General features: G+C 40.8%; 15 protein-coding genes. 13 read left to right on the top strand and 2 right to left on the bottom strand.

Annotation, left to right across the window (positions count from 1 at the left end; translation table 11 throughout):
- The first annotated feature begins 501 nt into the window (after positions 1–501).
- Positions 502–2,316, top strand: coding sequence for a ricin-type beta-trefoil lectin domain protein (locus OCV27_RS09750; RefSeq protein WP_125323060.1), 1,815 nt, complete (start codon positions 502–504; stop codon positions 2,314–2,316).
- A gap of 53 nt (positions 2,317–2,369) precedes the next feature.
- Here OCV27_RS09750 and OCV27_RS09745 read toward each other — a convergent pair whose 3' ends face one another.
- Entirely contained in the window at positions 2,370–4,400 is a 2,031-nt protein-coding gene (locus OCV27_RS09745; RefSeq protein WP_125323059.1) for a M4 family metallopeptidase, read from the bottom strand.
- Between the two features lie 360 nt (positions 4,401–4,760).
- On the opposite strand from OCV27_RS09745, the gene OCV27_RS09740 reads away from it, so the two are divergent.
- Genes OCV27_RS09740 through OCV27_RS09720 form a run of 5 tightly spaced genes read left to right on the top strand, consistent with a single transcriptional unit; the run spans position 4,761 to position 10,395 of the window.
- On the top strand, positions 4,761–5,894 hold the full coding sequence (locus OCV27_RS09740) for an efflux RND transporter periplasmic adaptor subunit (protein ID WP_125323058.1): 1,134 nt from the start codon (positions 4,761–4,763) through the stop codon (positions 5,892–5,894).
- On the top strand, positions 5,887–7,158 hold the full coding sequence (locus tag OCV27_RS09735; protein WP_125323057.1) for a TolC family protein: 1,272 nt from the start codon (positions 5,887–5,889) through the stop codon (positions 7,156–7,158). The genes OCV27_RS09740 and OCV27_RS09735 overlap by 8 nt, the downstream gene beginning before the upstream one ends.
- A complete protein-coding gene (locus OCV27_RS09730) occupies positions 7,155–8,369 on the top strand; it encodes an ABC transporter permease (RefSeq protein ID WP_125323056.1) in 1,215 nt (404 codons plus the stop codon). The genes OCV27_RS09735 and OCV27_RS09730 overlap by 4 nt, the downstream gene beginning before the upstream one ends.
- Positions 8,370–8,372: 3 nt before the next feature.
- Positions 8,373–9,656 (top strand): ABC transporter permease, encoded by a 1,284-nt coding sequence (locus tag OCV27_RS09725; protein WP_125323055.1) that lies wholly within the window; start codon positions 8,373–8,375, stop codon positions 9,654–9,656.
- A 19-nt stretch (positions 9,657–9,675) separates the two neighbouring features.
- Positions 9,676–10,395 carry an ABC transporter ATP-binding protein gene (locus OCV27_RS09720; RefSeq protein ID WP_125323061.1) on the top strand — a complete coding sequence of 240 codons (720 nt, stop codon included), beginning with the start codon at positions 9,676–9,678 and terminating at the stop codon, positions 10,393–10,395.
- Position 10,396: 1 nt separating this feature from the next.
- On the opposite strand, the gene OCV27_RS09715 is transcribed toward OCV27_RS09720, so the two are convergent.
- Positions 10,397–11,437 (bottom strand): lytic polysaccharide monooxygenase, encoded by a 1,041-nt coding sequence (locus OCV27_RS09715; protein WP_125323054.1) that lies wholly within the window; start codon positions 11,435–11,437, stop codon positions 10,397–10,399.
- Between the two features lie 597 nt (positions 11,438–12,034).
- Here OCV27_RS09715 and OCV27_RS09710 point away from each other — a divergent pair.
- The 7 genes from OCV27_RS09710 (at position 12,035) to oppC (ending at position 22,591) form a co-directional block, all read left to right on the top strand.
- Positions 12,035–13,483 (top strand): serine protease, encoded by a 1,449-nt coding sequence (locus tag OCV27_RS09710; RefSeq protein ID WP_125323271.1) that lies wholly within the window; start codon positions 12,035–12,037, stop codon positions 13,481–13,483.
- 159 nt (positions 13,484–13,642) lie between these two features.
- Positions 13,643–15,157: a M20/M25/M40 family metallo-hydrolase gene (locus OCV27_RS09705; RefSeq protein WP_125323270.1), complete on the top strand. Its 1,515-nt coding sequence runs from the start codon at positions 13,643–13,645 to the stop codon at positions 15,155–15,157.
- A gap of 304 nt (positions 15,158–15,461) precedes the next feature.
- A complete protein-coding gene (locus tag OCV27_RS09700) occupies positions 15,462–17,357 on the top strand; it encodes a methyl-accepting chemotaxis protein (protein WP_125323269.1) in 1,896 nt (631 codons plus the stop codon).
- Between the two features lie 205 nt (positions 17,358–17,562).
- Complete coding sequence (locus OCV27_RS09695; RefSeq protein ID WP_125323268.1) at positions 17,563–18,498, top strand: ABC transporter substrate-binding protein; 936 nt, start codon at positions 17,563–17,565, stop codon at positions 18,496–18,498.
- Between the two features lie 539 nt (positions 18,499–19,037).
- Positions 19,038–20,678, top strand: coding sequence for an ABC transporter substrate-binding protein (locus OCV27_RS09690; RefSeq protein WP_125321118.1), 1,641 nt, complete (start codon positions 19,038–19,040; stop codon positions 20,676–20,678).
- Between the two features lie 73 nt (positions 20,679–20,751).
- On the top strand, positions 20,752–21,672 hold the full coding sequence (gene oppB / locus OCV27_RS09685) for an oligopeptide ABC transporter permease OppB (protein ID WP_125321120.1): 921 nt from the start codon (positions 20,752–20,754) through the stop codon (positions 21,670–21,672).
- 16 nt (positions 21,673–21,688) lie between these two features.
- Entirely contained in the window at positions 21,689–22,591 is a 903-nt protein-coding gene (gene oppC / locus OCV27_RS09680; protein WP_125321122.1) for an oligopeptide ABC transporter permease OppC, read from the top strand.

Here is a 22,591-nt window from a genome sequence, read left to right as displayed (position 1 = left end):
CCATATTAGTTACTCGATAAAACGAATTCTCTTCTCTCATAACCTCTAAATAAATACGTATCACATTCTGTTTAATATTGACATGTCATAAATTAAAATCGCATATATATTCAATTAAGTATAAGTTTTATTTACTGATAAATATGGAAAGCACATAGATACGGTAACGTTTTCGTGAATTAATTTCAGATTTTATTTTGACCTTAGTCATACCTAGGGAGCTTTTTATTTACTGATATAAACTTAAAAAGTTGTATCAACTCTAGATTAATATTCTGTTATTATATTTTGACTTTATTTAAATACATACTTTGTAAGTCAATGTTTTATATATAAATTAGGAATTAGTGAGAGGATTTTTTGCTAGTTTTATTCACGGTTTAAGTAATTCATGCTAGTTATGTATTGATTTGCACAATAAATATCATCAATCTACGCTTCGTTAAAGTTGGAATGTCTACGCAACTTTTTATACAAAATCTAACGGAGTAGAGTTTGAAAATGAAAAAAATCATCGCTTTGTTATCTGTTTCGGTGCCTTTGGTCGCTGTAGCAGATGATGTAAAAATTGAACAATTTATGAATGCGTTTCACGATAACCCACAAGAAGTAATGGATAGGCTGCCTGAGAAAGAAGGAGCCGATTATGAGACTATGAGCGCTGAAGATATCGAGCGGATCAGAAATGAGATGCGTGATACAGTAATGGAAAGAGCCGAGCCGATGCTTACGCCTCGTTTTGCTCCAAACCTAGGCAACGATAATCCTGCGCGTTTAGTCGATGTGGGGAATGCTCTTATTCGTAATCTAGTTGAATTGGACAATGCAGCACCAGATTCAAAAAAACTGTCAGTTCAGCCTTGGTCTGATACATATTGGCCCCTATATTCCGGAGCGGCAGGATGGCGATATGCAGACAGAGAGCTTTATGCTTCAGATTGGCAAGAGTATTATGACTTTTCGTACTCAATCAAACCAGTGGATAGCTACTCAAGTGAGCAACGTCATTTACTTTCTCCTGCAGAAAAATACGACTTATTGGTTGGAGATAAAAACTTTACTCTAACTAAGCGTTCATGGGATTCAGGTAAAGGGTACTATGATTCTCAAGGCCGAGTTGAACGCTGGATGGGGCTTTGCCATGGTTGGGCAGCCGCTGCCTATATGCTACCACGTCCTGAAAAATCAATTAATGTGCTAGATGCCAATGGTGATGCGCTGAAGTTTTACCCTTCTGATATTAAAGCTCTAGGGACTTTGTTGTGGGCTGAGGCACCATTTAACACTCGATTTATCGGCGGTCGTTGTAACATTAAAGATCCAGCAAAAGACGAAAATGGTCGAGTAATCGAACCCGATTGTGTTGATAACAACCCAGCGAGCTGGCACTTATCGGTCCTTAACCAGATTGGTATCACTGGTCGTAGTATGATCATGGATGCGACTTATGATTATCAGGTATGGAACCAGCCAATTTTGGGTTACAAGGTGAAGTACTTTAACCCGCAAACCAACCGTACGTCGAATGATCCGGCAAGCGTTACAATCGCGATGGGGGATTATGAAAAAGATAAGTTTACTAAATACCGCTCGTCACGTGCCGTATCTGTAGTCGGTGTGGAAATGGTTGTTGACTATATGGTTGAAACCAACCCTACACATAAAGACTATGATAAACCAAGGTTGGATGGTGTTTCGCGTGTAAGATATTATTACGACTTAGAGTTGGATGCATCGGGTAACGTAATTGGTGGTGAATGGTATCAGAATCGCCACCCAGACTTTTTGTGGACGCCAACGCCTCAAGCTGTTGCAAAATCTTATTACGATGGTAGAGGCGATTGGGATGTAACTCAATCTGTTCCTTCTAGCTGGCAGACGCAGGCTCCTAGTGCATCGCGCCATACCCAACCTATGACATCAATTGTTTCTGCTCTTTTTGAAGCCTCTTCAAGCAATGACAAACCTGTTGATGAATGGAAGCAACTTTCGACACAAGGAAGTCAGTGCTTGGATGTTGAAAATGGCTATGGTACTCCAGGTGCGAAAGTTTATGGTTGGAGCTGTCATATCGGCGATAATCAGCAGTGGCAACTAACATCTGCTGGTAAATTGATTAGTAAAACAGCACCAGGCATGTGTGTCGATCAGATAGGCAGCAACATTACTATGGAAGAGTGTGTTGAACGTCCTAACCAAAAGTGGCGCTTTGATAATGGTCAACTTAAGAATGCATTAGATAATGCTTTAAAGTGGAACGATAACACTTGGCTTGTTCAAGCTGATGTGAATGGTAGTCAGTGGGTTTGGAAGTAAACTCTAGCTGAAATCTAATAAAAATGGAGCTCTATAGAGAGCTCCATTTTTGTTTATTGATAACAGCTTCCCTCAAATAACCAATACCAATAATAATTGTATGGATCTGCACCCCAGCTATCTTGAATGGAGGTGAAACGATTACCCTGATATTGAACCTGCATACCTTGTGGATAGTAATCATTCGATGACCATTCACTTAAAGCTGAACAAGTATCTTGTGGTTGTGGTTGTGGTTGTGGATCTTGTTCATCAAGATAGGCACTGACACCGACATAAGCATCCGACGATCCTATAGCTCCTTTGACCATAATATAGATATCCGCCTGTCCGACTCCGCTGAAGCCACAATATTCACCATTATCTGCATTTGTTGATGAACAGTCATTGTTACTTAATGAAGCTGGTCGATTAATTGCCACATACATATCTACGTTTCCATAACCGTTGTAGGTCTGAACCCAAATATCTTTATTAGGAGCCTTCTTTAAAATAAAGTGCTGCTCATCTGTACCATTTGGATCGATAGGTGTGGGTATGTTGATTGCTAAATTGGTAATATTTGGTGTTGGTGTTGGTGTTGGTGTTGGTGTTGGTGTTGGGTTAGGGTTTTGCGTACAGTTTGTTACTTGAATGCCCACTTGTGCAAAAGCACTGTGAACAGCTGAGCTTTGATAGCCAAGTTTCTCTGCTGCTTTACAGACACCCTCCGCACCCTGTTGGAAGTTTGAGTTTGCTCGCCAATATAGCTGGTTAGCTGTTGCATAGGCAATAAACGCTTTTTGGATATCCCAATTTGGGCTAGTGGCTAGATGATAAAAAGCTTTATTGAAAATCCCGGAGCTGTGGTGAACATCAATGCCATTATAGTACTGGTCGATATGATCAATAGAAGTTCCGTCTTTGCTAGGTTGGATAAAATATCTCATCGCATCGGAATACTTCATTACATGCTCACCCATTTTCCAATTAAAATTTCCGTTTACATATTGGCTAAGAGCTGCTGCTGCAACATCAGAGAAGGATTCGTTCATCCCTCCAGACATGCCGCGGTATTCAAGTCCTGAATTTTGTTCTGTAAAACCATGGCTGACTTCATGGGCAATGACATCCCAAGTTGCAAGTGGGTACATTGACTGATTACCATCACCAAATGTCATTTGGCGCCCGTCCCAGAAGGCATTGCCGTAGCTTGTCCCATAATGTACGCGCATTGTTAGCTTTTGCTGTATCGGTTTAGTATTTAACCAATCCATATACATATCGAAGACTTGTTGACCAAAGTATTGTGCATCATTCATTGGTGCGTAAGCACCATTGACAGCTCGACTGCTGTTGGTGTTACAGTTGAATTGATGAACTTGCCCTCCATTTTGTTGGTTATTCATATCAATGGTTTTGACGTTTGTGCTGTCCATTTGACAGTATTGATTAACCTCAAAGCCACCATAATGGGTCGTTGGGCTGAAATAATATCGGCCACTTTTTTGGTTTCCTCCAGGTCCTTCTGCCTCGATAAATGCGATGCCTTCCCATTTATCGAGAATCTCACCAGTTTTTGCATCGACTAATGTAATAGGTCTAGAGGGTGTCATTCCTTGTGTTTGTACAATATCAACTTTGTAGACTAAGTGAGCGACTTGCTGTGAGTCTTGCCAAATCATCAAGCTGGCTCTTGGCTCATCCATAGGTTGAGAGGTAAAACCATTATTGGTTTTTTTTACTAGCTCTATAGCTTGATCGGCATTAAACATAGGCAGAGTAGAGCCAATGTCTGTGCTAATGCCAGTGAGAACTTGTCCATCAATAGGGGTAATGTCACCTTGGCTTGAGAGCTGAGCAACAATAGACTGGCCATACACTGGTACGCCAAAGTGTAGTTGCTGCTTGCGCAGTAGAGTATTGGACCCTATTTGTACATGATTGTTCTCTGAATATGCTAACGGTTGGCTAGATGGTGAATAATTCTTAGACGTTGACTGATTGAATATATGAGAGAGCTCGACTTGCGAGTAATCAACAATGTTTGCTGCTTGCGAACCAAATGCTATGGGTAGCAATAGAAGTAAATTAACATTACGCATACTTCACCTTTGTAATTATTTCAGTTTGTTGGGGTATAAAGTGCGTATCCAGAGTAGTGATCATTTTGAGTAAAAATAAATGCAATTAATTTTATATGAGCACTCCGTTCAAAATGCTTTAAGTATTTTTCAGTTGAATGAGATGTTGGTTCTAAGATAGGTATTTATTATTTATTACAGTTTAGCATTTTCTTGTTAAGTTACTGTTATTTAAGGTTTAGTGTGGAAGGAGGTAATTGTGATAAGCATGTAAAAAATACGCATTCTTATTTATATTTGACTTGTTGATAGGTAATATATGGGAACTAATAAATGACCAAGTAGTCACATGGCTACACAAATAAGAATTGGAAGTAAAGCATGGCTAAATCTTGGCTAATAACGATTGCGAGTGTTGTATTTTTGGGTGGTGGTATTTTTGTCTACTTACAATCTTCGGTGAAGCCAGAAACATTGCCTACTTTGATAGTGGGAAAGGGGACTATCGAAAAACAGGCAATGGCTGTGGGTAAAATTGTACCTTCGCATGCTATTTCAATTAAATCTCCAATCGAAGGTATCGTTGGAGAAATATATGTCCAAGTAGGGCAAGTTGTTAAGCAAGGACAGCTACTAGTAAAAGTAAGCCCTAATCCGACTCCCCAAGATTTGACAGATGCTTCCACCAATTTGATGCGTAGTGAGGCAGAGCTTGAATCGGCTAAACAAAAGTTGGCAAACTTAGCCAAGTTATTAAAGCAAGGGGTTATTCCAAGTAATTATGATGAGTATGTCAGTGCTCGTTCCGAAGTGAAGTCTGCTAAAGCTGGTGTATTACAAAAGCGCCAAAACTTAGAGTTAATTCAAAGTGGAGAGGCGTTAATTGGTGATAAGCACTTAACTTCAACCATATTAGCACCTATAGATGGTACGGTTCTCAATCGCAAAGTGGAAGTAGGTGAGCCGATTATATCGACTGGATCAAGTCAAGATGCTACTGAAATTATGTCTCTTGCTGATATGAACAGTTTGATATTTAAGGGGAGTGTCAGTGAACATGATGCAGCGCAGATTACTGTAGGTATGCCGGTAACTCTGTCTATTGCACCTTATCCAGATATGGAGATTAAAGGCGTTCTGGCTAAGCTTGCCATTCAGTCCGAAAAGCTTAATTCACCAGATGACACGAATACGTCTAAGAGCTTTGATAATGGATTTGAAATAGAAGTGGGTGAACTAAAGATACCTGAAGATGTAATTTTGCGCTCAGGTTTTTCATCAACAGCGAAAATTACCCTTCAAAAATCTCAGGATGTATTAACTCTACCAGAAAGGGCGTTGAAATTTGATGGTGATACCCCCCATGTCTTAATTTCAGACAGTTCAGAACAAGGTTTTCATCAGCAGAAGGTCGTGTTGGGTTTGTCTGATGGAATTAATGTTGAAGTGCTCCAAGGGGTTAGCTTAGGTGAAGAGGTAATCGATAACAGTATGATGGGAAGCAATCATGATTAGTCGATATTTTTTAAGCCGAGTTAGCGTGCTATTGGCTCTCACTCTTAGTTACCCTTGTTTTTCTCTCACAATTGACGAGTCTTGGCAGTTAGCAAAAAAAAATGATCCTGATTATGAAATGGCGCAAATTGATGTACAGATTGGAGAAACGGGTATTTCACTTGGTCGAAGTGCTTTACTACCATCTCTTGATGCCAGCGCTTCAGCGAATTGGAATCAAGACCGCGATAACACTAATTCATACAGCTTAGGTTTATCTCAAACTATCTGGGATAGCAGTTTGTGGTCAAACCTAGATGGAGCACAGGCAAGCTATCTAAAAACTAAGCTCGAATTGGCTAAATCGCGCGACTTTTTGGCACAGCAAGTATTGTCGACCTACTTACAGGTTGCCAGTGCTCAAAGTGAATTACGACTTGCAGAAAATAAGTTTACTGAAGGCAATAAGCTATTACAAATTATTGAGAAGCGTTACCGAGCAGGTAAAGTCACCTCTGTAGATGTTGAAGAGATAAGAGCAAACCAGCTTTCTGAGCAAGCAAGTATCCTTGAATCTAAAGGCACTTTACAAAGTGTAATATCTGAGTTGGCAGCACTTATTAATCAAATCCCCGATCAGGTAGAACAAATAACAATGGATTCTCTTATTGAGCCTCCAATGTTGGTTAAATCGGAACATAAGTGGTTAAAGTTAGCCAAGGATCACAGCCCAGAATTGTTGGCAGCAGCGCAAAGTGTCAAAGCCAGTGAGTTTGCTCGTCAATCCGCCCAAGGGGGTTATTACCCCACTGTTAAGGGTACGTTGGGGTACAGTGACGATGACAGATACTCAGATGGTGAGTTTAATGCAGGTTTAACTTTGAACCTTCCGATTGACTTGAATGGTGCAACACGAGCGAAAGTAGAAGAGGCATCACTCAACGTACTCAAAGCCAAGCAAGATAAGCGCAAGGTTGAAATTGATATTGGGAAACGAATTAGGCAACAATATACTCAAGTCAATATCACTTGGGATCGTGTATTGATGGCAAATAGCCTCGTTGAGTCGAACTCTAATATATTGACTAGCAAGGAAAAACTATATGATGCGGGTAAGTTAGAAGCGTCAGATGTCATTAATGCTCATAATAGTCTTTATGAGGCAAAAGTCAGCCTTCAGACAAACTTATATAGCTACTGGATTAAGAGAATAGATCTCTTACACACCGCAGGCCAACTTGATGATGATACTATCTCGATCATCTCACAGGTTTTTCGTTTATGAATACTCTGTTGCTGCAAACATGGCAGACAATAGTTGCCCATCGTACTAAAAGCATCTTGGCCATTTTCGCCATTTCTTGGGGCGTTATTTCAGTAGTGACCTTAATGGCTCTGGGGGAGGGTTTTTACAGACAACAAAGTCAGTCCTTTGCATTTATGATCAATGATACTCAAATAGCTTTCCCCTCAAGGACTAGCAAATCATGGCAAGGAATGCCAGCACGGCGAGAAATTAGCTTGTCACAAGACAATGTGGATCAGCTTAAACAGATTAATTTTGTTGCGGATGCATCTGCAGTTTATGCAAAATGGGATGCCAATGTGTCTAATATGTTGGGACAAGAGATCACATCCAATGTTGCTGGAATCGATTCAGGCTACTTTCCTTTGATGCAACGCAGTCTTCAATTGGGCTCTAGAAATATTTCTCCAAGTGACATTAAAAATCATACCAGAGTAGCGATTATTGGCGATCAACTTGCTCAAATGAGTGCGCTTAGTGTGGGTGAGGAATTGAAAGTCAATGGGATTCCTTTTCGGGTGATTGGTATTTTGGATGATGAAAGCAGCGGTATTTCATTTGGTGACAGTCGCAGAGTATTCATTCCTCAAACCACTTATCGCGAACTTTGGAATGATAAAATTTGGATGCTATTAACCAAGCCTGCTTATGATGTGGAAACCACTTTTTTTAGGCAAAATATTGTCGCATTTTATGCTCAACAGCTCCATTTTGATCCAATGGACCAAGACGCGCTGTCTTTTATTGATATGAGCGATAGTTCTGATGTCATCATCAGTATCTTGAGAGGAATTCAGATTTTTCTCGCAGTTAGTGGAGCCATGACTATGGCAGTAGGTGCTCTCGGCGTAGCAAATATTCTGTTTTTATCGGTAACTGAAAGAACAAGAGAAATTGGTGTTCGACTTGCAGTAGGGGCAACTCCAAGCGTAATACTTACTCAGTTTATTTTTGAAGGGTTAATCCTCGTCGCCATAGGAACCTTTCTGGGCCTAATGCTTTCTTTGGGCTTAGTTGTAGTCTTATCAATGATGAACTTACCAGATTGGATAGGTGAGCCTGTTGTCACTCCACAGTCAATTTTAATGGCGTTGTTTGTGACTTTTTGTCTTGCTTTTATTGCATCTTATTTCCCCGCAAGACGAGCATCGCGATTGACTCCTGTTCTTGCATTGAGTGCAAAGGCGTAAATTATGTGGTTACCAATACGACAAATATTTCAAGAAATGGCGTCTGAAAAGATCAGATTAGCTTTAACCATTCTTGCTGTTGCATGGGCAACTTTGTGTATTGCGGGCATGCTGGCTGTTGGTGAAGGCATTCGCCTTGGTGTAATGAAAACCGCTCAAAATGGTAATGGTAACCTTATTTATCTTACAGGTGGGATTGCGACTAAGGACTTTGGCCGTTTTTATAATGGTAAGTCACTGAAGCTAAAAATAGACGATGCTGAAGTTATCCGTGCTCTTCCTGAAGTAAAGGCTGTAGCCCCAACGGCAGAATGGGAAGAGGATATTACTGTCGGCGATAAGAGGACATGGCGTCAGCCACTAGCGGTAGTGAATGAATTTAAGTCGATGACTAATCTACGGCCTCTTGCAGGAAGCCGCTGGTTTAATCCTATTGATCAGCAAGAGCAGCGCAAGGTTGTAGTGCTGGGCTATTCACTCGCAGCCCAGTTTTTCAATCCAGATGAACGTGAAAGCTGGTTTGATACTGTGACGCTCAAGGTAAATCCAGTGGGTGAAAAAGTCAAAATCGGCGATGAGGAATTCACTGTAATAGGCATTTTGAAAAAAAATAGTGCCAATATAGAACAAGGCGATCCTATCGATTATTCGAGTTTTGTCCCTCTTTCTACATGGAGGCGCTATCATCCTGACGGTGACATTTTGGGGATTAACGTTGAACCTTATCAGTGGGCTGTTCGTACTAAGCTTGCTGACACTATACGTCAGGTTTTGTCTCGCAAGCATGGGGCAAGTGTTGAAGATGCACAGGTTGTTCAAGTAGAAGATATGTTTCTTGACCAAAAAAGTATGCGAAAGTTTCTTGTGGGTTTACAGAGCTTTTTGGGCATTATTGGGTTTGTAACTCTAGCGGTAGCGGGGGTAGGAATCGCCAATGTTATGTATGCGATGGTAAAGCGTTCGACGCGAGATATTGGGGTCCGCATGGCTGTAGGGGCAACACCTACTGCGATTCGCTTGCACTATTTGGTTCAGTCATTGATGACGATGTCGATTGGAGGAGCTCTTGGATTGGTAGTAACTTATCTGATTGTATGGGCTATTGCCGCGATTGATCTCGAAGGTAACATGTTTTACGAACATCTTGGGAGTCCAGTACCAGAGCTATCTTGGTTGGTGGTGGCAATTGTGATTGTAACTTTGATTATTACGGGTGTTGTTTCCGCGTGGTTACCAGCTAATCGCGCCGCCAAAGTGACCCCGATGGAGGCTTTGCAGAGTGAATAACCTAGAGATTAATGCAGATATGGCTGAGAACGTATTAGTTAAACTCACTAATATATGTAAATTCTATTCGAGTGGTGAAACTGAAGTCAGAGCGTTAGATGGAGTTGAACTCAATATTACCCAAGGTGAGTATTTATCCATACTAGGACCGTCTGGTTCTGGCAAGTCGACATTAATGAACATGATAGGCTGTTTAGATAAACCCACACAAGGACGTTATCAACTCGATGGGCAAAATGTGGCTTCTTTAACGAGCAACCAACTGGCTGCTATTCGTAACCAGAAAATTGGCTTTGTATTCCAAAGTTTTAACCTATTAGATTATGCTACAGCGATCGATAACGTGGCCCTTCCTCTGGTCTATTCTGGTATTCCAGCGAAAGAGCGTAACCGACGTGCTGCTGAGTTACTTAAGCAGGTAGGGCTTGGCGATCGAATGGATCATAAGCCTAATCAATTGTCTGGGGGACAGAAGCAAAGAGTAGCGATTGCTAGGGCATTAGTTAATGACCCACAAATTATTTTGGCTGATGAACCCACAGGTGCTCTTGATTCAAAATCTGGGGCAGAAATAGAGACATTATTTAACGACCTTCACGCACAAGGTCGAACATTGATTATTGTTACTCATGATAATGCTTTGGCTGAGCGGACTAAGCGAGTGATTACTATTAAAGATGGTAAAGTCATCGCTGACAGAAAATCAGTCGCTGAAGTAGCGCAGCCAATCATCTGTTGAGCTAATTATTTAGGTATTGGCTTTTTATCAAAGATAACTGATAGTTAAAATTAGGCGATGGGCCATGAATCTGATTTACGTATGGATTTTTGGAATCAAACATGTAGTGGTTCATCTCGTTATGCCAAATACCTATATACCACATATTGGAACTAGTGCTGTTGAATTTGGCAGCAAGCTCAGTTGGCCATATGTTATGTCCTATGTTGTTGTCTGTAATTACGAGCGCAAGATCGTGTTGCTCGAGGCCGTCTTGGTTAAATATACGTAAGCGTATTGTATCTCCGCTTTCTACAGGGCCAAAACCTTGTGGAATAAAATAGTTGAGCACGGATAGGTTTTCGATTGGCATATTGGCGGTAAACGAGTTTACTTTTGGCTGAACTTTATCAGTAGTGAAAGATATATCGCTGCAGTTATAAAACCCTTCTCCTGCAGGGTCTTCACGTTGCCATCGGGTAAATAAAATAGCTCCTCCACTTCGGTTAGAGGGTAAACTAATAGTTATCTCGTAGTTGCTACTTGAGTTGACAGTTAGGTTCCCAGCCGTGTCGACTAATTCTAAATCTGCCCATGTTAGCGGTTGAGTACCATCATAATCACTTTTACTTAGGTAGAACTCCCAATATGATGGGTTGTGAGGTGCTGTAGCATGAAATATAAGTTCTAGCTGGTGATTTGAGTCGAGTGATATAGGAGTCTTTTGCCAGTGGGGAGAGGCTATATTTAGTCCGGATTTAGCATGGTCGCCTGCACCGCATAAACTACCATCTTTTACCGCTGCTTTGACTTGGTCCATATCCCAATACTGACTGACGTTAATCGCTATTTCGTTACGTTGGACAAATTGATAAGCGCCTGATTGATCATATGCTGCCTGACATGCAGCGTTTGGAATGCGATTATCCCAAAAGCCACCATCGAGGTAACAAATATTTTGTCGAGCGTTTGGATATTCCACCCAACCATGTGCATAGACACCAAATGAGCTGAGCATAAAAAGACTTGTAATGGCAATGTCGAACGTCATACAGGATTTCATAATATCTCCTTGCAAGTATTATTTATGGCCTGAAGGCACAATAAATGTGCGTTTAACGATCTCAAGCTAGCAGTTATGGAAATATTAGTTGAGTAAAGACTCCAATAGCGTACTTTTATGATGTGAATTTGTCGTCTTGTTCCCATGGTTTTGGCAATGCTTGTAGATAAGCGCAGTCACTTTCGAGTCACTTCAAATATTTCTTTTAGTTCGCCAATAGCTTCAACATATTTTTAAGGTATTGCTTTCGATGCTGGTTTGTTATCACTCAATAAAATCAAGTAACGAAATTCATCACATTTATTAAATAAGTTGATGACTAATTAGTTATCAGTGTTCGGAGAAGCTTTGCGGAGGTGGGCTCTGTTAAAGCTCTTTCGGGTGATTTGATAACAAAAGTATCAACTTTTAAGCTCTGATTTTTAATATTTTTTAATCTATAAAGGCACTCATAGAGTGCCTTTTTATTCATCTTTATAAATTAAGGTGTAAAAATTTATTTACCAAACAGCTAATATGAAATTAATTGCTTATTGGTTTTGAGTGCATAAGGTTGATTTTGGGACTACACAAATAAACCTAGAAAGGGACTTACCAATGAACACACATTTATGTAGCGTTGGGCTGGCTTTAGTTTGTATCAGTTCACCAGTAGTGGTGGCTGATACTGCAATCCCTGTAATTGCAGATGAAGTTAAATACACTTTGTCACATGCTGAGCTAACAGGGATATCTGGTAATAAGTTGACTCAAACTGTTAAGCATAAAGGCGCTTCCTTTATCAAACTGCACTTTAAACAACTCTCATTACCTCAAGGTGCTCTTCTGAGAGTGAAATCCCCTACAACAGGAGAGAAGGTGGAGTATAACGCAAGCCAGATAGATTGGTTTGCTCAGTCGATATCAGGGGATTCTCTGGTTATTGAATTAGTCGCCAATTCCAAAGGTCATTATGGACAATTTGAGCTTGATTACTATATGGCCGGTAGGGATACAGCTGAGCAAGAGGTTGCGAAGCTTTCAACCTGTGGAGTTAATGAGCGCCGAGATGTAGCTTGCTGGGAGGATACACATCCAGACAAAGTCGCTTGGAGCTCCCCTGTAGCTCGTCTTTTAATCAATGGTAGAAGTTTATGTACAGCTTGGCGAGTTGGTCCTAATAACCATATGTTTACCAATAATCACTGTGTTGAAAGTGCATCAGAACTGAAAAATACCGAGGTATGGTTTAATTATCAGCGTACAAGTTGTAATGGTTCCAACGCTATACCTGTCAAAGTTATGGGAAATGAGATACTTAGTACTGATTACACCTTGGATTACACTCTTTTTACTGTTGATGATTTTTCCAAGATTTCATCATTTGGTTATCTTGGCCTAGATGCCTCTGAACCTGTTTTTGGTGATGGTATCTATATTCCTCAGCACGGAGCGGGTAACCCTAAAGAGTTGTCGATTGAAAGTGATAAAAATGGTTCAGGTATGTGTCAGATTGACTTAGCTTCTGCCAATGGCCGTGGCTCTAATACAGACACTGGGTATTTCTGTGACACAATTGGTGGTTCTTCTGGGTCACCTGTATTAACAACCTCCAATAACAAAGCAATAGCTTTACACCACTTTGGTGGTTGTGAAAACCAAGGGGTTAAAATCAGTAAAATTTGGCCGAAGGTTTCGAGCTTCTTTGGCAATGTCTTACCTGATGGTTCGGTAGGGCAGCAGCCTCCAGGTAATGATATTACAGAGCTAAGTTTGGATACTCCATTATTAGATCTTTCGATGGCTAAAGGTGAAGAAAGAATGTTTGTTCTTCCAGCCGCGAGCAGGACTTCAGATGTAACAGTATCTATTGCTTCAGGTACAGGAGATGCTGACTTATACGTGCGATCTGGGCAGCAGCCAACCACAGGTGTCTACGATTGTAGACCGTATCGTTCGGGGAGCACTGAATCTTGTGATGCTGTGAATGTTAACGAAGATCTATACATTATGCTTCGTGCTTATAGCAGCTTCTCTGGCGTGACACTTTCAGCTAGCAAAAAGTAAAAACATAGTCAAGGGTGTTCAGGCACCCTTTTTTAATACCCCCCTAATGATACAAATATGACAACTATTAGCAACACACTGGTGTAAATGGAATAATTCTCAAAATGTAAATAATTATCCTAAATTTTGAGTGTTTTATAAAACTCCATGGAGGAGATAATGAAATACACTAACGCGTTTTTGGCTATAGCACTTTCTGTAACTGCGACAAGTGTTAACGCAGAGGATAAAGTATGGATATCGATAGGATCCGACGCCTCAGAGACAATTGCAAAGTCTGGTGCTATACCTGTTTTACCAGCATCCTTGGCAACTAGTGGTAGCGTGTGGGTAGGTCAGGTCGATGAAACTCAATTGGCTGGATTATCCCATGATATGCATGAAGAGCATCACCGCTGTGGTGGTTACATGGTCCACCCCTCTATACAAAGTGCGATGGCCGCAAGTGCCATGCCTGATACATTAAATACCTTTACTATTCCGAAGCTATCTCAACAAACTTTGGTTTCGCCTTGGCTTTCACAAGTTAATTCAGCAGAAATTACACAGACTATTCGATCATTGATGAGCTTCAACAATAGGTTCTATACCACTACGTCTGGCTCACAAGCATCAGATTGGATTGCAAATGAATGGAGAACGTTAACTACTGGGCTTGCGAATGCATATGTTACGCAGTTTTCTCATTCTGGATATAATCAAAAATCAGTAATTTTGACTATTGAGGGAACGGAAAGTCCTGATGAATGGATTGTGTTGGGAGGTCATTTAGATTCAACTATTGGCCCCAGAACTAACGAGAACTCAATTGCACCAGGCGCAGATGATGATGCATCTGGCATAGCTAGTGTTACTGAGATTATCCGTGTATTGTCGGAAAACAACTTTGCTCCCAAGCGCTCGATGGCATTTATGGCTTATGCCGCAGAAGAAGTAGGCTTACGAGGTTCACAGGATATCGCTAATACTTATCGGTCGCAGGGGAAAAATATTGTATCTGTATTACAGTTAGATATGACCAACCACCAAGGCTCTGCTCAAGATATTGTTTTTATATCTGATTACACAGATAGCAGTTTGACTCAGTTTTTGACAAATTTGCTTGATGAGTATTTACCGCCCCTAACTTATGGTTATGATCGTTGCGGGTATGCCTGCTCTGATCATGCATCCTGGCATAATGCAGGCTACTCAGCCGCAATGCCGTTTGAGTCTAAGTTCAGTGACTCCAACCGAAAAATCCATACCTCTAGAGACACGCTTGAAAATTCCGATCCAAGCGGTGCTCATGCGGCGAAGTTTACAAAATTAGGTTTAGCCTATGCGGTTGAAATGGGTAATGTTAGTGGCGGAAATCCACCGACAGACAAAGTATTGAAAGATGGTATACCAGTAACTGGATTGTCTGGTGCCACTGGTAGTGAAGTTCATTATAGTTTTGAGTTAACTACGCAAAAAACAGTCGACATCAAAATGTCGGGCGGTACTGGTGATGTTGATATGTATGTTAGTAGTGGTTCAAAGGCGAGTAAGCAAAATTGGGATTGTCGTCCTTATCGGTATGGTAATAGTGAAACCTGCACATTCACTAATGTTTTACCCGGAACATTTTATGTCATGCTAAACGGTTACTCTTCCTTTACGGGAGTGACGTTGGAAGCCTCAACTCGTTAATGGCATCCATGGATGGTTTTAAGTAGTACCATCCATCATATCGAAAATTATATGCTAAATAGACTCCCTCAAATCCTAATTCTCACGGCCAAATAGCATTAGATAGAAATCATCAAAATATAATATTTGTTGCACATTTTTGTCATGTGCATATAAGGTAGTGCTGGCTGGATGTATTGATGGTTTGAATGTGATTAAAGTCTCAAAATGCACCTAATTTGGCGACTCAACAACAATTAAAATAACAGACCTGATTGCATCCTTACATTGGTTTATGTGCTCGTATATGTAATGAGGAAGCGCAATGAATATAGGTTTTAAAACTCGTATCTATCTTGGGGTTGGATTACTAGTAACGATTTCTCTCATCGTTCTTGGCACCTTAAACATACTTTCCATGAAAGAAAAAATGATAGCAGGCTTGGTCGGTGAGACTCAGAATAAGCTTAATTTTCATGTGCTTGAGCTTGAGCAAATGATGCAGTTTCGTACTAACGCCATTACGTTAGGCGCTAAGCAGTTTGGTACTCATCTCACGAGTGCTGAAAATCAGAAACTGGTTACTCTGCTGGCACAAACTACTGGCTTTGATAATGTTATTGTCACCTATGAAGATGGTCGTAATTATATGTCGATAGAGGGCAGCACAACCTTCGACTTTCGAGATAGGGAGTGGTATCAAGCTGCGAAAATAGCATCTTCTGTATCTTTAACTGATATCTATCAAGATAAAGTAACAGGTGAGAAAGTTGTTAGTGTGACCATGCCAATTCAGCAAGGTGGTAACGTGGTTGGTGTTTTACTTGGTGATATTCAGCTTGGAGAGATTATTAGTACCGTCAGTACTATGCGCTTCGCTGGGGGCGCAGCAACACTAACGGATAGAAATGCCGTATTTGTCGCAAGTGATAATGCAAATAATATTGGTAAAACGCCGTCACAAGTGAGCAGCGATTATACCGAAATGGAGCAGTTGTTTTCTAATCAACACAATGGCCATTTATCTTTCCCTTATCTCGGAATTCAGTTTGATGGATATTTCCAAAGAGTTAACCTGACTAGTGATATGTATTGGACTTTAATGGTTTTTGTAGATCAAGCAACAGCGTTGGTTGAAGTAGAAAGAGAGGTGCGAGAAGCAATTCTTATTGGATCAATACTGTTCATAGTCAGCTTTGGAGCCATTTTTGTCATTGTTCATTTTGCTTATAAGCCTTTGCTTATTCTCAAGGCTGCGGTATCGGACCTTTCTCAGGGCAATGGTGATCTAACTCAGCGTCTTGAGGTGACAAGCCAGGATGATCTAGGACAAATTAGTCAAGGCTTTAATGATTTTGTCCAAAGTCTACAAAAGATGATGCTGAATATTTCTCAAGCAAGTAAGAATATATCAACTAACTTAGTTGAGCTTAAAGATACAGCAAAGGACAATGAGTCCAAACTGCTTACCCATTCCAGTGAGACGGAACAAGTGGTAACCGCGATTACTCAAATGAGCCAAAGCGCTCGTGCTGTGGCTGAGAATGTACATCAGTCAAATCAAATTACTGACGCGGCGAGTATTGAAGCGCAGTCATCATTAAAGATCGTCAATAATGCTGTCTCAACCGTTAGTACGCTGGTTACAGAAGTTGATGATATGGCTGGGCGAATTGGCAGTATGAGAAGGGATGCTAACCGTATTAGTGAAGTGCTTACTGTTATTGGCGAGATATCGGAGCAGACAAATTTACTCGCTTTGAATGCAGCGATTGAGGCAGCTAGAGCTGGAGAACAAGGGCGTGGATTTGCTGTTGTTGCGGATGAAGTTAGAGCCTTAGCTGCAAGGACACGGAACAGTACTTCTGAAGTTTCAGAAATGTTGAGCCAGTTGCTTGATGGCACAGAGCGAGTTGTTAGTGCTATGAAAGTAACTAAAGCTCAGTGCCAGTCAACCGCTGAAAAAACCTCAGAAGTGTCAGAAACTCTGGAGCTGATGACGGTTTCTGTGCAAGAGATTGACGACGTGAGTACCCAGATAGCAGCGGCAACAGAACAGCAGAGTACGGTCGCGGAAGAGCTTACTAAAAATATGCTGTCTATCAGAGAGATCGTTGACTCATTGGTGATTAGTGGCCAGCAGACAGTGGTATCAACCGGGTCCTTAAGCGAATCAAATTATGAGCTTGAAAGGCTAGTAGCTAACTTCAAATTGAGATAAAAACCTAAGCTGCATGAGGAAGTTTTGAGGTAAACCCTCGAAGTAGAGTTTGTAGGCTGCTTTTTGGTTATGTCGATTTGAGCAGCTTAAATGCATTCATCTACCTTAATCATTGCACTGATCTATATTGATAAAATTGCGTGTCTACATACTAAAAGCGCGGTCTGGCCTATTCTATAAATAGGGAACGAATCGGAGAGTCGATATGGTCAAATATATGCGTCAATGTACGACGATACTGATTTTCTTTTTCTCATCTTTCGCGATTTCTGAAACGGTTAAGTTATTAGAACTAGATTGGTCTAGCCAGCGTGTATTGACTCATGTACTGGCCGATATTTTAGAGTCAAAAAACGTCAAGACAGAAATTATTGCTATTCCCTCCACACCACAGTGGATGTACCTAAGTACAGGAAAAGCGGACATACAGGTTGAGGTATGGGAGGGATCCATGGGGCTTCAATTTCAGTCTTTGCTTCATAAAGAACTAATTGAAGAAGGTGGGACCCATAAAGCGAAGACAAGAGAAGAATGGTGGTATCCGGATTACGTAGAGTCACTATGTCCCGGTCTACCTGACTGGCGTGCTTTAGAAAAATGTCATGCAATTTTTTCTGAGCCAGGAGAACAATTCGGTACTTTCTATACTGGACCATGGGAAAAACCAGATAACGCTAGGATACGCGCATTACATCTTAATTTTAAAGTAGTAGTACTACCTGATGGTGATGCTATCAATGAGAAAATACATCAGTACATTTCTCTTAAAAAGCCACTGCTTATTTTTAACTGGACCCCGAATTGGGTTGAGTCAACATACCCAGGAAGTTTTGTTGAGTTTCCGCCTTATCATAAGGCATGTGAAGACGATCCAAAATGGGGGATGAATGATAAATACCCTTGGGATTGCGGAAACCCAAAAGGAGGGTGGTTGAAAATAGCGATATCTACGGGTCTTAAAGATCGTTCACAATGTGCATTTAGTACAGTAGAGAAGTTCCAATTGACTAATAGTGATGTCGCTTTGGCTGCTGCTTTGGTGGATATAAATAATTTGGATATCCCTAGTGCCGCCAAAGAGTGGCTTGCTCGAAAAAGTAATTATGTTCAAAAAATCAAGCAATCGATTGATTGCCGCTAAATCTATTTCTTCTTTACATCTTGATTAAGAATGTGCGCTAAAAAGTGGTATCACTTTAGATGCATAAAATGTGTTTTAATCAGTAATAGTGATGTTCAATCTTTTGATAAGCGCATATTGGCGCTGTTCATTTAGCTGAAAGTGTTAATTTTATAGCTATATGAATTCTATTTGTTGTCTTATTTTTTTTATTGTTAATTATTATATTAAAAAACGAATCGGTAAGATGATTAGTAGACACTTTACAATACACGTTGATGCTGTGATATCGATCTAAATAATTACAATCTTTAATGAGCGGGAATCTATATCCTGAGTAATATTTTTTTCAAAATGTTGCATGGATCGGAGAATTAAGCGGATTTTTGCTACATTTTTATGGCAAATCGGGTGGAGGATTGATAATGTGTGCTGCAATCTTCGTAAGGTTTTGGTGTTTTATGCTTAATTATTACACTAAATAATTCTAAATCACTATTTAATATGAGTAGGCTTACGAAGACGTCATGGATGCAAATTGAAAAAATCGGAGTTTACACATGTACAAGAATCAGATCACTCAGGCTCTTCTTCTTGGGGCAAGTTTTGCAGTTGCTGCTACTTCTGGCTACACTTTCGCCGCAGATGTTCCATCTGGTACTAAATTAGAAAAAAAACAAGAATTGGTGCGCGGTAATGGCGCAGAAGTTGCGTCACTTGATCCCCACAAAACCGAAGGTGTGCCTGAATCAAATGTGTTGCGCGATTTGATGGAAGGCTTGGTTATTCAAGATGCTACGGGTAAAACTATTCCTGGCGCTGCTGAATCTTGGACAACCGAAGATAACAAAACCTTTACCTTCAAAATTCGTAAAGATGCCAAGTGGTCAAATGGCGATCCTGTCACTGCATATGATTTCGAATATAGTTTTAAGCGTGCTGCTGATCCTGCAACCGCTTCACCTTATGCTTGGTATATTGAATATACCAAAATGAAAAATGCCAAGGATGTCATTTCAGGTAAAAAAGACAAAAATGAGCTGGGCGTTAAAGCTATAGATGCTCAAACTTTAGTCCTAGAAACTGAAGTCCCGTTGCCTCACCTAGTGAAAATGCTTGCGCATACTACTATGTACCCTGTACATAAAGCGACGATTGAAAAATACGGTGATAGCTGGACCAAGCCTGAGCATTATGTTTCCAATGGCGCCTACGCCCTTAAAGACTGGGTTGTAAATGAAAAGATAGTCTTAGAACGCAATAAAAACTACTGGGATAATAGTGGTACTGTTATCGAGCAAGTAACCTATCTCCCTATTGAAAGCCAGAATGCAGAGATGAATCGCTTTCTCTCTGGTGAAATACATATGACAGACGAATTGCCAAATGAGCAGTTTCGTCGACTTGTTAAAGAATATCCGCAAAATGTCGCGGTTTCTCCTTACCTTTGTACCTATTACTACGGCTTTAATAATAAACGCCCACCATTTGACGACGCACGTGTACGCAAAGCATTATCTTATTCCATCGACAGGGATATTGTGACTAAAGCTATCTTAGGCCAAGGTCAATTACCGGCCTATGGCTTAACTCACAGTGGAATTACTGGGTTCTCTCCTGACGCACCAGAATACGCAAAAATGACGCAAAAAGAGCGTGTAGCTAAAGCAAAAGAATTGTTAACCGCAGCTGGTTTTAATAGTGGTCATCCGCTTGATTTTACTTTGCTCTACAATACGGATGATAATCATAAGAAAATCGCAGTTGCTGTGCAGTCGATGTGGAAAAAGTCGCTTGGAAGTTTTGTGAGTGTCAAACTGGAAAACCAAGAGTGGAAAACGTATTTAGAAAGTTCTAAACAGGGAGATTTTGATGTTCGCCGCGCGGGTTGGTGCGCCGACTATAACGAAGCGTCAACTTTCTTAACAGTAGCCATGACAGACAATGGCTCGAACGATCAGAAATATTCAAGTGCTGTGTATGATAAGGCCATGAATGATGCAGCAAATTTGGCAAAAACAGAGCAAGAGCGGAATAATTTCTATGCTATCGCTGAAGCGCAATTGGCTCAAGATATGCCTATTGCACCTATTTATGAATATGTGAAATCACGTCTAGTCAGTGCTCAGATTGGAGGATATCCCGAGAAAAACCCTCAGGATAATGTCTACTCAAAAGACTTGTACATTATTAAAAAATAATAGCTGATTACCAAAACCCAGTGTGCTGATAGTTTGTGTTATTGGCACACTGTTTTTAGATGTGAGTTGTATTATGTTAAAGTTAATTTTCTCTCGAATTCTTGAAGCAATTCCGACCTTATTGGTGTTGATTACCGTTTCATTCTTTTTAATGCGTTTTGCACCTGGCAACCCTTTCTCTTCTGAAAAAACGCTTCCTCCAGAAGTGATGCAAAATATTAACGAGAAATATGGTTTAGATAAGCCTGTATTTGAACAGTACACCACCTATTTAGGTAATATCCTACAAGGTGACTTTGGACCATCTTTTAAATACAAAGATTATAGCGTGAATGAGCTTGTGTCAGATGCTCTACCAGTGTCAGCTAAGGTTGGGACCTTCGCGTTTATCTTTACTGTAATAGTAGGAGTATTCATTGGCACAATAGCGGCGCTTAAGCAGAATACTTGGCTTGACTATACTATCATGTCGACCTCTATGATTGGTATTGTGCTACCTTCTTTTGTCTTTTCTCCCGTTCTTATTTATATCTTTTCTATTTGGCTAGGGTGGTTTCCTGCTGGAGGTTGGAATGGCGGCGCAGTGCAATACATGGTGCTTCCTGTTCTTGGTATGTCATTTCTTTACATTGCAACCTTCGCTCGTATTACGCGTGGTTCGATGATTGAAACCCTCAACAGTAACTTTATTCGTACTGCACGAGCAAAAGGGTTAAGTTACCGCTACATTGTCATCAAACATGCACTCAAACCAGCACTTCTCCCTGTTGTATCCTACATGGGGCCTGCTTTTGTCGGCATCATTACAGGGTCAGTCGTCATCGAGACCATATTTGGTTTACCGGGTATAGGTAAGCTATTTGTCAATGCTGCTTTCAACCGAGACTACTCGCTGGTAATGGGGATCACTATTTTGATTGGTTTCCTGTTTATTTTATTTAATGCGGTGGTAGATGTTTTGCTGGCGATGATCGACCCGAAAATTCGCTACTAACAAGGAAGTTGGATGTATGTTAACCAAAAAAGAAAACCTAGAAGCGATAGAAAAATTCTCTGAAGAATTAGAAATTCAAGGTCGTAGTCTATGGCAAGACGCTCGCATTCGATTTATGCGTAATAGAGCAGCGATGATCAGTTTGCTCATCTTATTCATTATGATGTTAGCGGTGATTTTCTTACCAATGATTGCCCCTTACACCTATGATGACACTGATTGGTATGCCATGCATGTGGGACCTAGTGCCGAGCATTGGTTTGGTACTGATAGTTTGGGAAGAGACCTTTATGTAAGAACCTTAGTTGGTGGTCGAATTTCACTCATGGTTGGTGTGATGGGGGCATTTGTCGCCGTGCTGATCGGTACTTTGTATGGCGCCGCTTCTGGATTTATTGGTGGTCGAACCGATAGAGTAATGATGCGCATACTTGAAATTCTTTATGCCGTGCCATTTATGTTTTTGGTAATTGTCTTGGTCACTTTCTTTGGTCGCAATATCATTCTTATCTTCGTGGCGATTGGTGCGATTGCTTGGCTAGATATGGCGCGCATTGTACGTGGTCAGACTCTGAGCCTGCGCAGTAAAGAGTTTATTGAGGCAGCTCACGTGTGTGGGGTGAGTAAATGGAGGATTATCACACGCCATATCGTACCCAATGTACTGGGTATTGTAGCGGTTTACTCAACGTTGCTGATCCCTAGCATGATTTTAACTGAATCTTTCCTTTCATTCCTTGGTCTTGGCGTTCAGGAACCGATGACAAGTTGGGGCGCCCTTTTGCAGGAAGGGTCGCAAACAATGGAAATCGCAATCTGGCAGCTGTCATTTCCTGCGGCATTTATGGTCGTGACTTTGTTCTGTTTTAACTATGTGGGTGATGGTCTGCGCGATGCGCTCGATCCTAAAGACAGATAA

Source organism: Vibrio pectenicida (assembly GCA_024347015.1).
Lineage (GTDB): Bacteria > Pseudomonadota > Gammaproteobacteria > Enterobacterales > Vibrionaceae > Vibrio > Vibrio pectenicida.
The sequence above is the reverse complement of the archived record's forward strand: the minus strand, read 5'-3'. Positions and strand labels throughout refer to the sequence as shown.

Excerpts from the sequence above, each read along its gene's own strand:
- OCV27_RS09750 (WP_125323060.1), top strand. The coding sequence starts at position 502 with ATGAAAAAAATCATCGCTTTGTTATCTGTTTCGGTGCCTTTGGTCGCT.
- OCV27_RS09745 (WP_125323059.1), bottom strand. The coding sequence starts at position 4,400 with ATGCGTAATGTTAATTTACTTCTATTGCTACCCATAGCATTTGGTTCG.
- OCV27_RS09740 (WP_125323058.1), top strand. The coding sequence starts at position 4,761 with ATGGCTAAATCTTGGCTAATAACGATTGCGAGTGTTGTATTTTTGGGT.
- OCV27_RS09735 (WP_125323057.1), top strand. The coding sequence starts at position 5,887 with ATGATTAGTCGATATTTTTTAAGCCGAGTTAGCGTGCTATTGGCTCTC.
- OCV27_RS09730 (WP_125323056.1), top strand. The coding sequence starts at position 7,155 with ATGAATACTCTGTTGCTGCAAACATGGCAGACAATAGTTGCCCATCGT.
- OCV27_RS09725 (WP_125323055.1), top strand. The coding sequence starts at position 8,373 with ATGTGGTTACCAATACGACAAATATTTCAAGAAATGGCGTCTGAAAAG.
- OCV27_RS09720 (WP_125323061.1), top strand. The coding sequence starts at position 9,676 with ATGGCTGAGAACGTATTAGTTAAACTCACTAATATATGTAAATTCTAT.
- OCV27_RS09715 (WP_125323054.1), bottom strand. The coding sequence starts at position 11,437 with ATGAAATCCTGTATGACGTTCGACATTGCCATTACAAGTCTTTTTATG.
- OCV27_RS09710 (WP_125323271.1), top strand. The coding sequence starts at position 12,035 with ATGAACACACATTTATGTAGCGTTGGGCTGGCTTTAGTTTGTATCAGT.
- OCV27_RS09705 (WP_125323270.1), top strand. The coding sequence starts at position 13,643 with ATGAAATACACTAACGCGTTTTTGGCTATAGCACTTTCTGTAACTGCG.
- OCV27_RS09700 (WP_125323269.1), top strand. The coding sequence starts at position 15,462 with ATGAATATAGGTTTTAAAACTCGTATCTATCTTGGGGTTGGATTACTA.
- OCV27_RS09695 (WP_125323268.1), top strand. The coding sequence starts at position 17,563 with ATGGTCAAATATATGCGTCAATGTACGACGATACTGATTTTCTTTTTC.
- OCV27_RS09690 (WP_125321118.1), top strand. The coding sequence starts at position 19,038 with ATGTACAAGAATCAGATCACTCAGGCTCTTCTTCTTGGGGCAAGTTTT.
- oppB (WP_125321120.1), top strand. The coding sequence starts at position 20,752 with ATGTTAAAGTTAATTTTCTCTCGAATTCTTGAAGCAATTCCGACCTTA.
- oppC (WP_125321122.1), top strand. The coding sequence starts at position 21,689 with ATGTTAACCAAAAAAGAAAACCTAGAAGCGATAGAAAAATTCTCTGAA.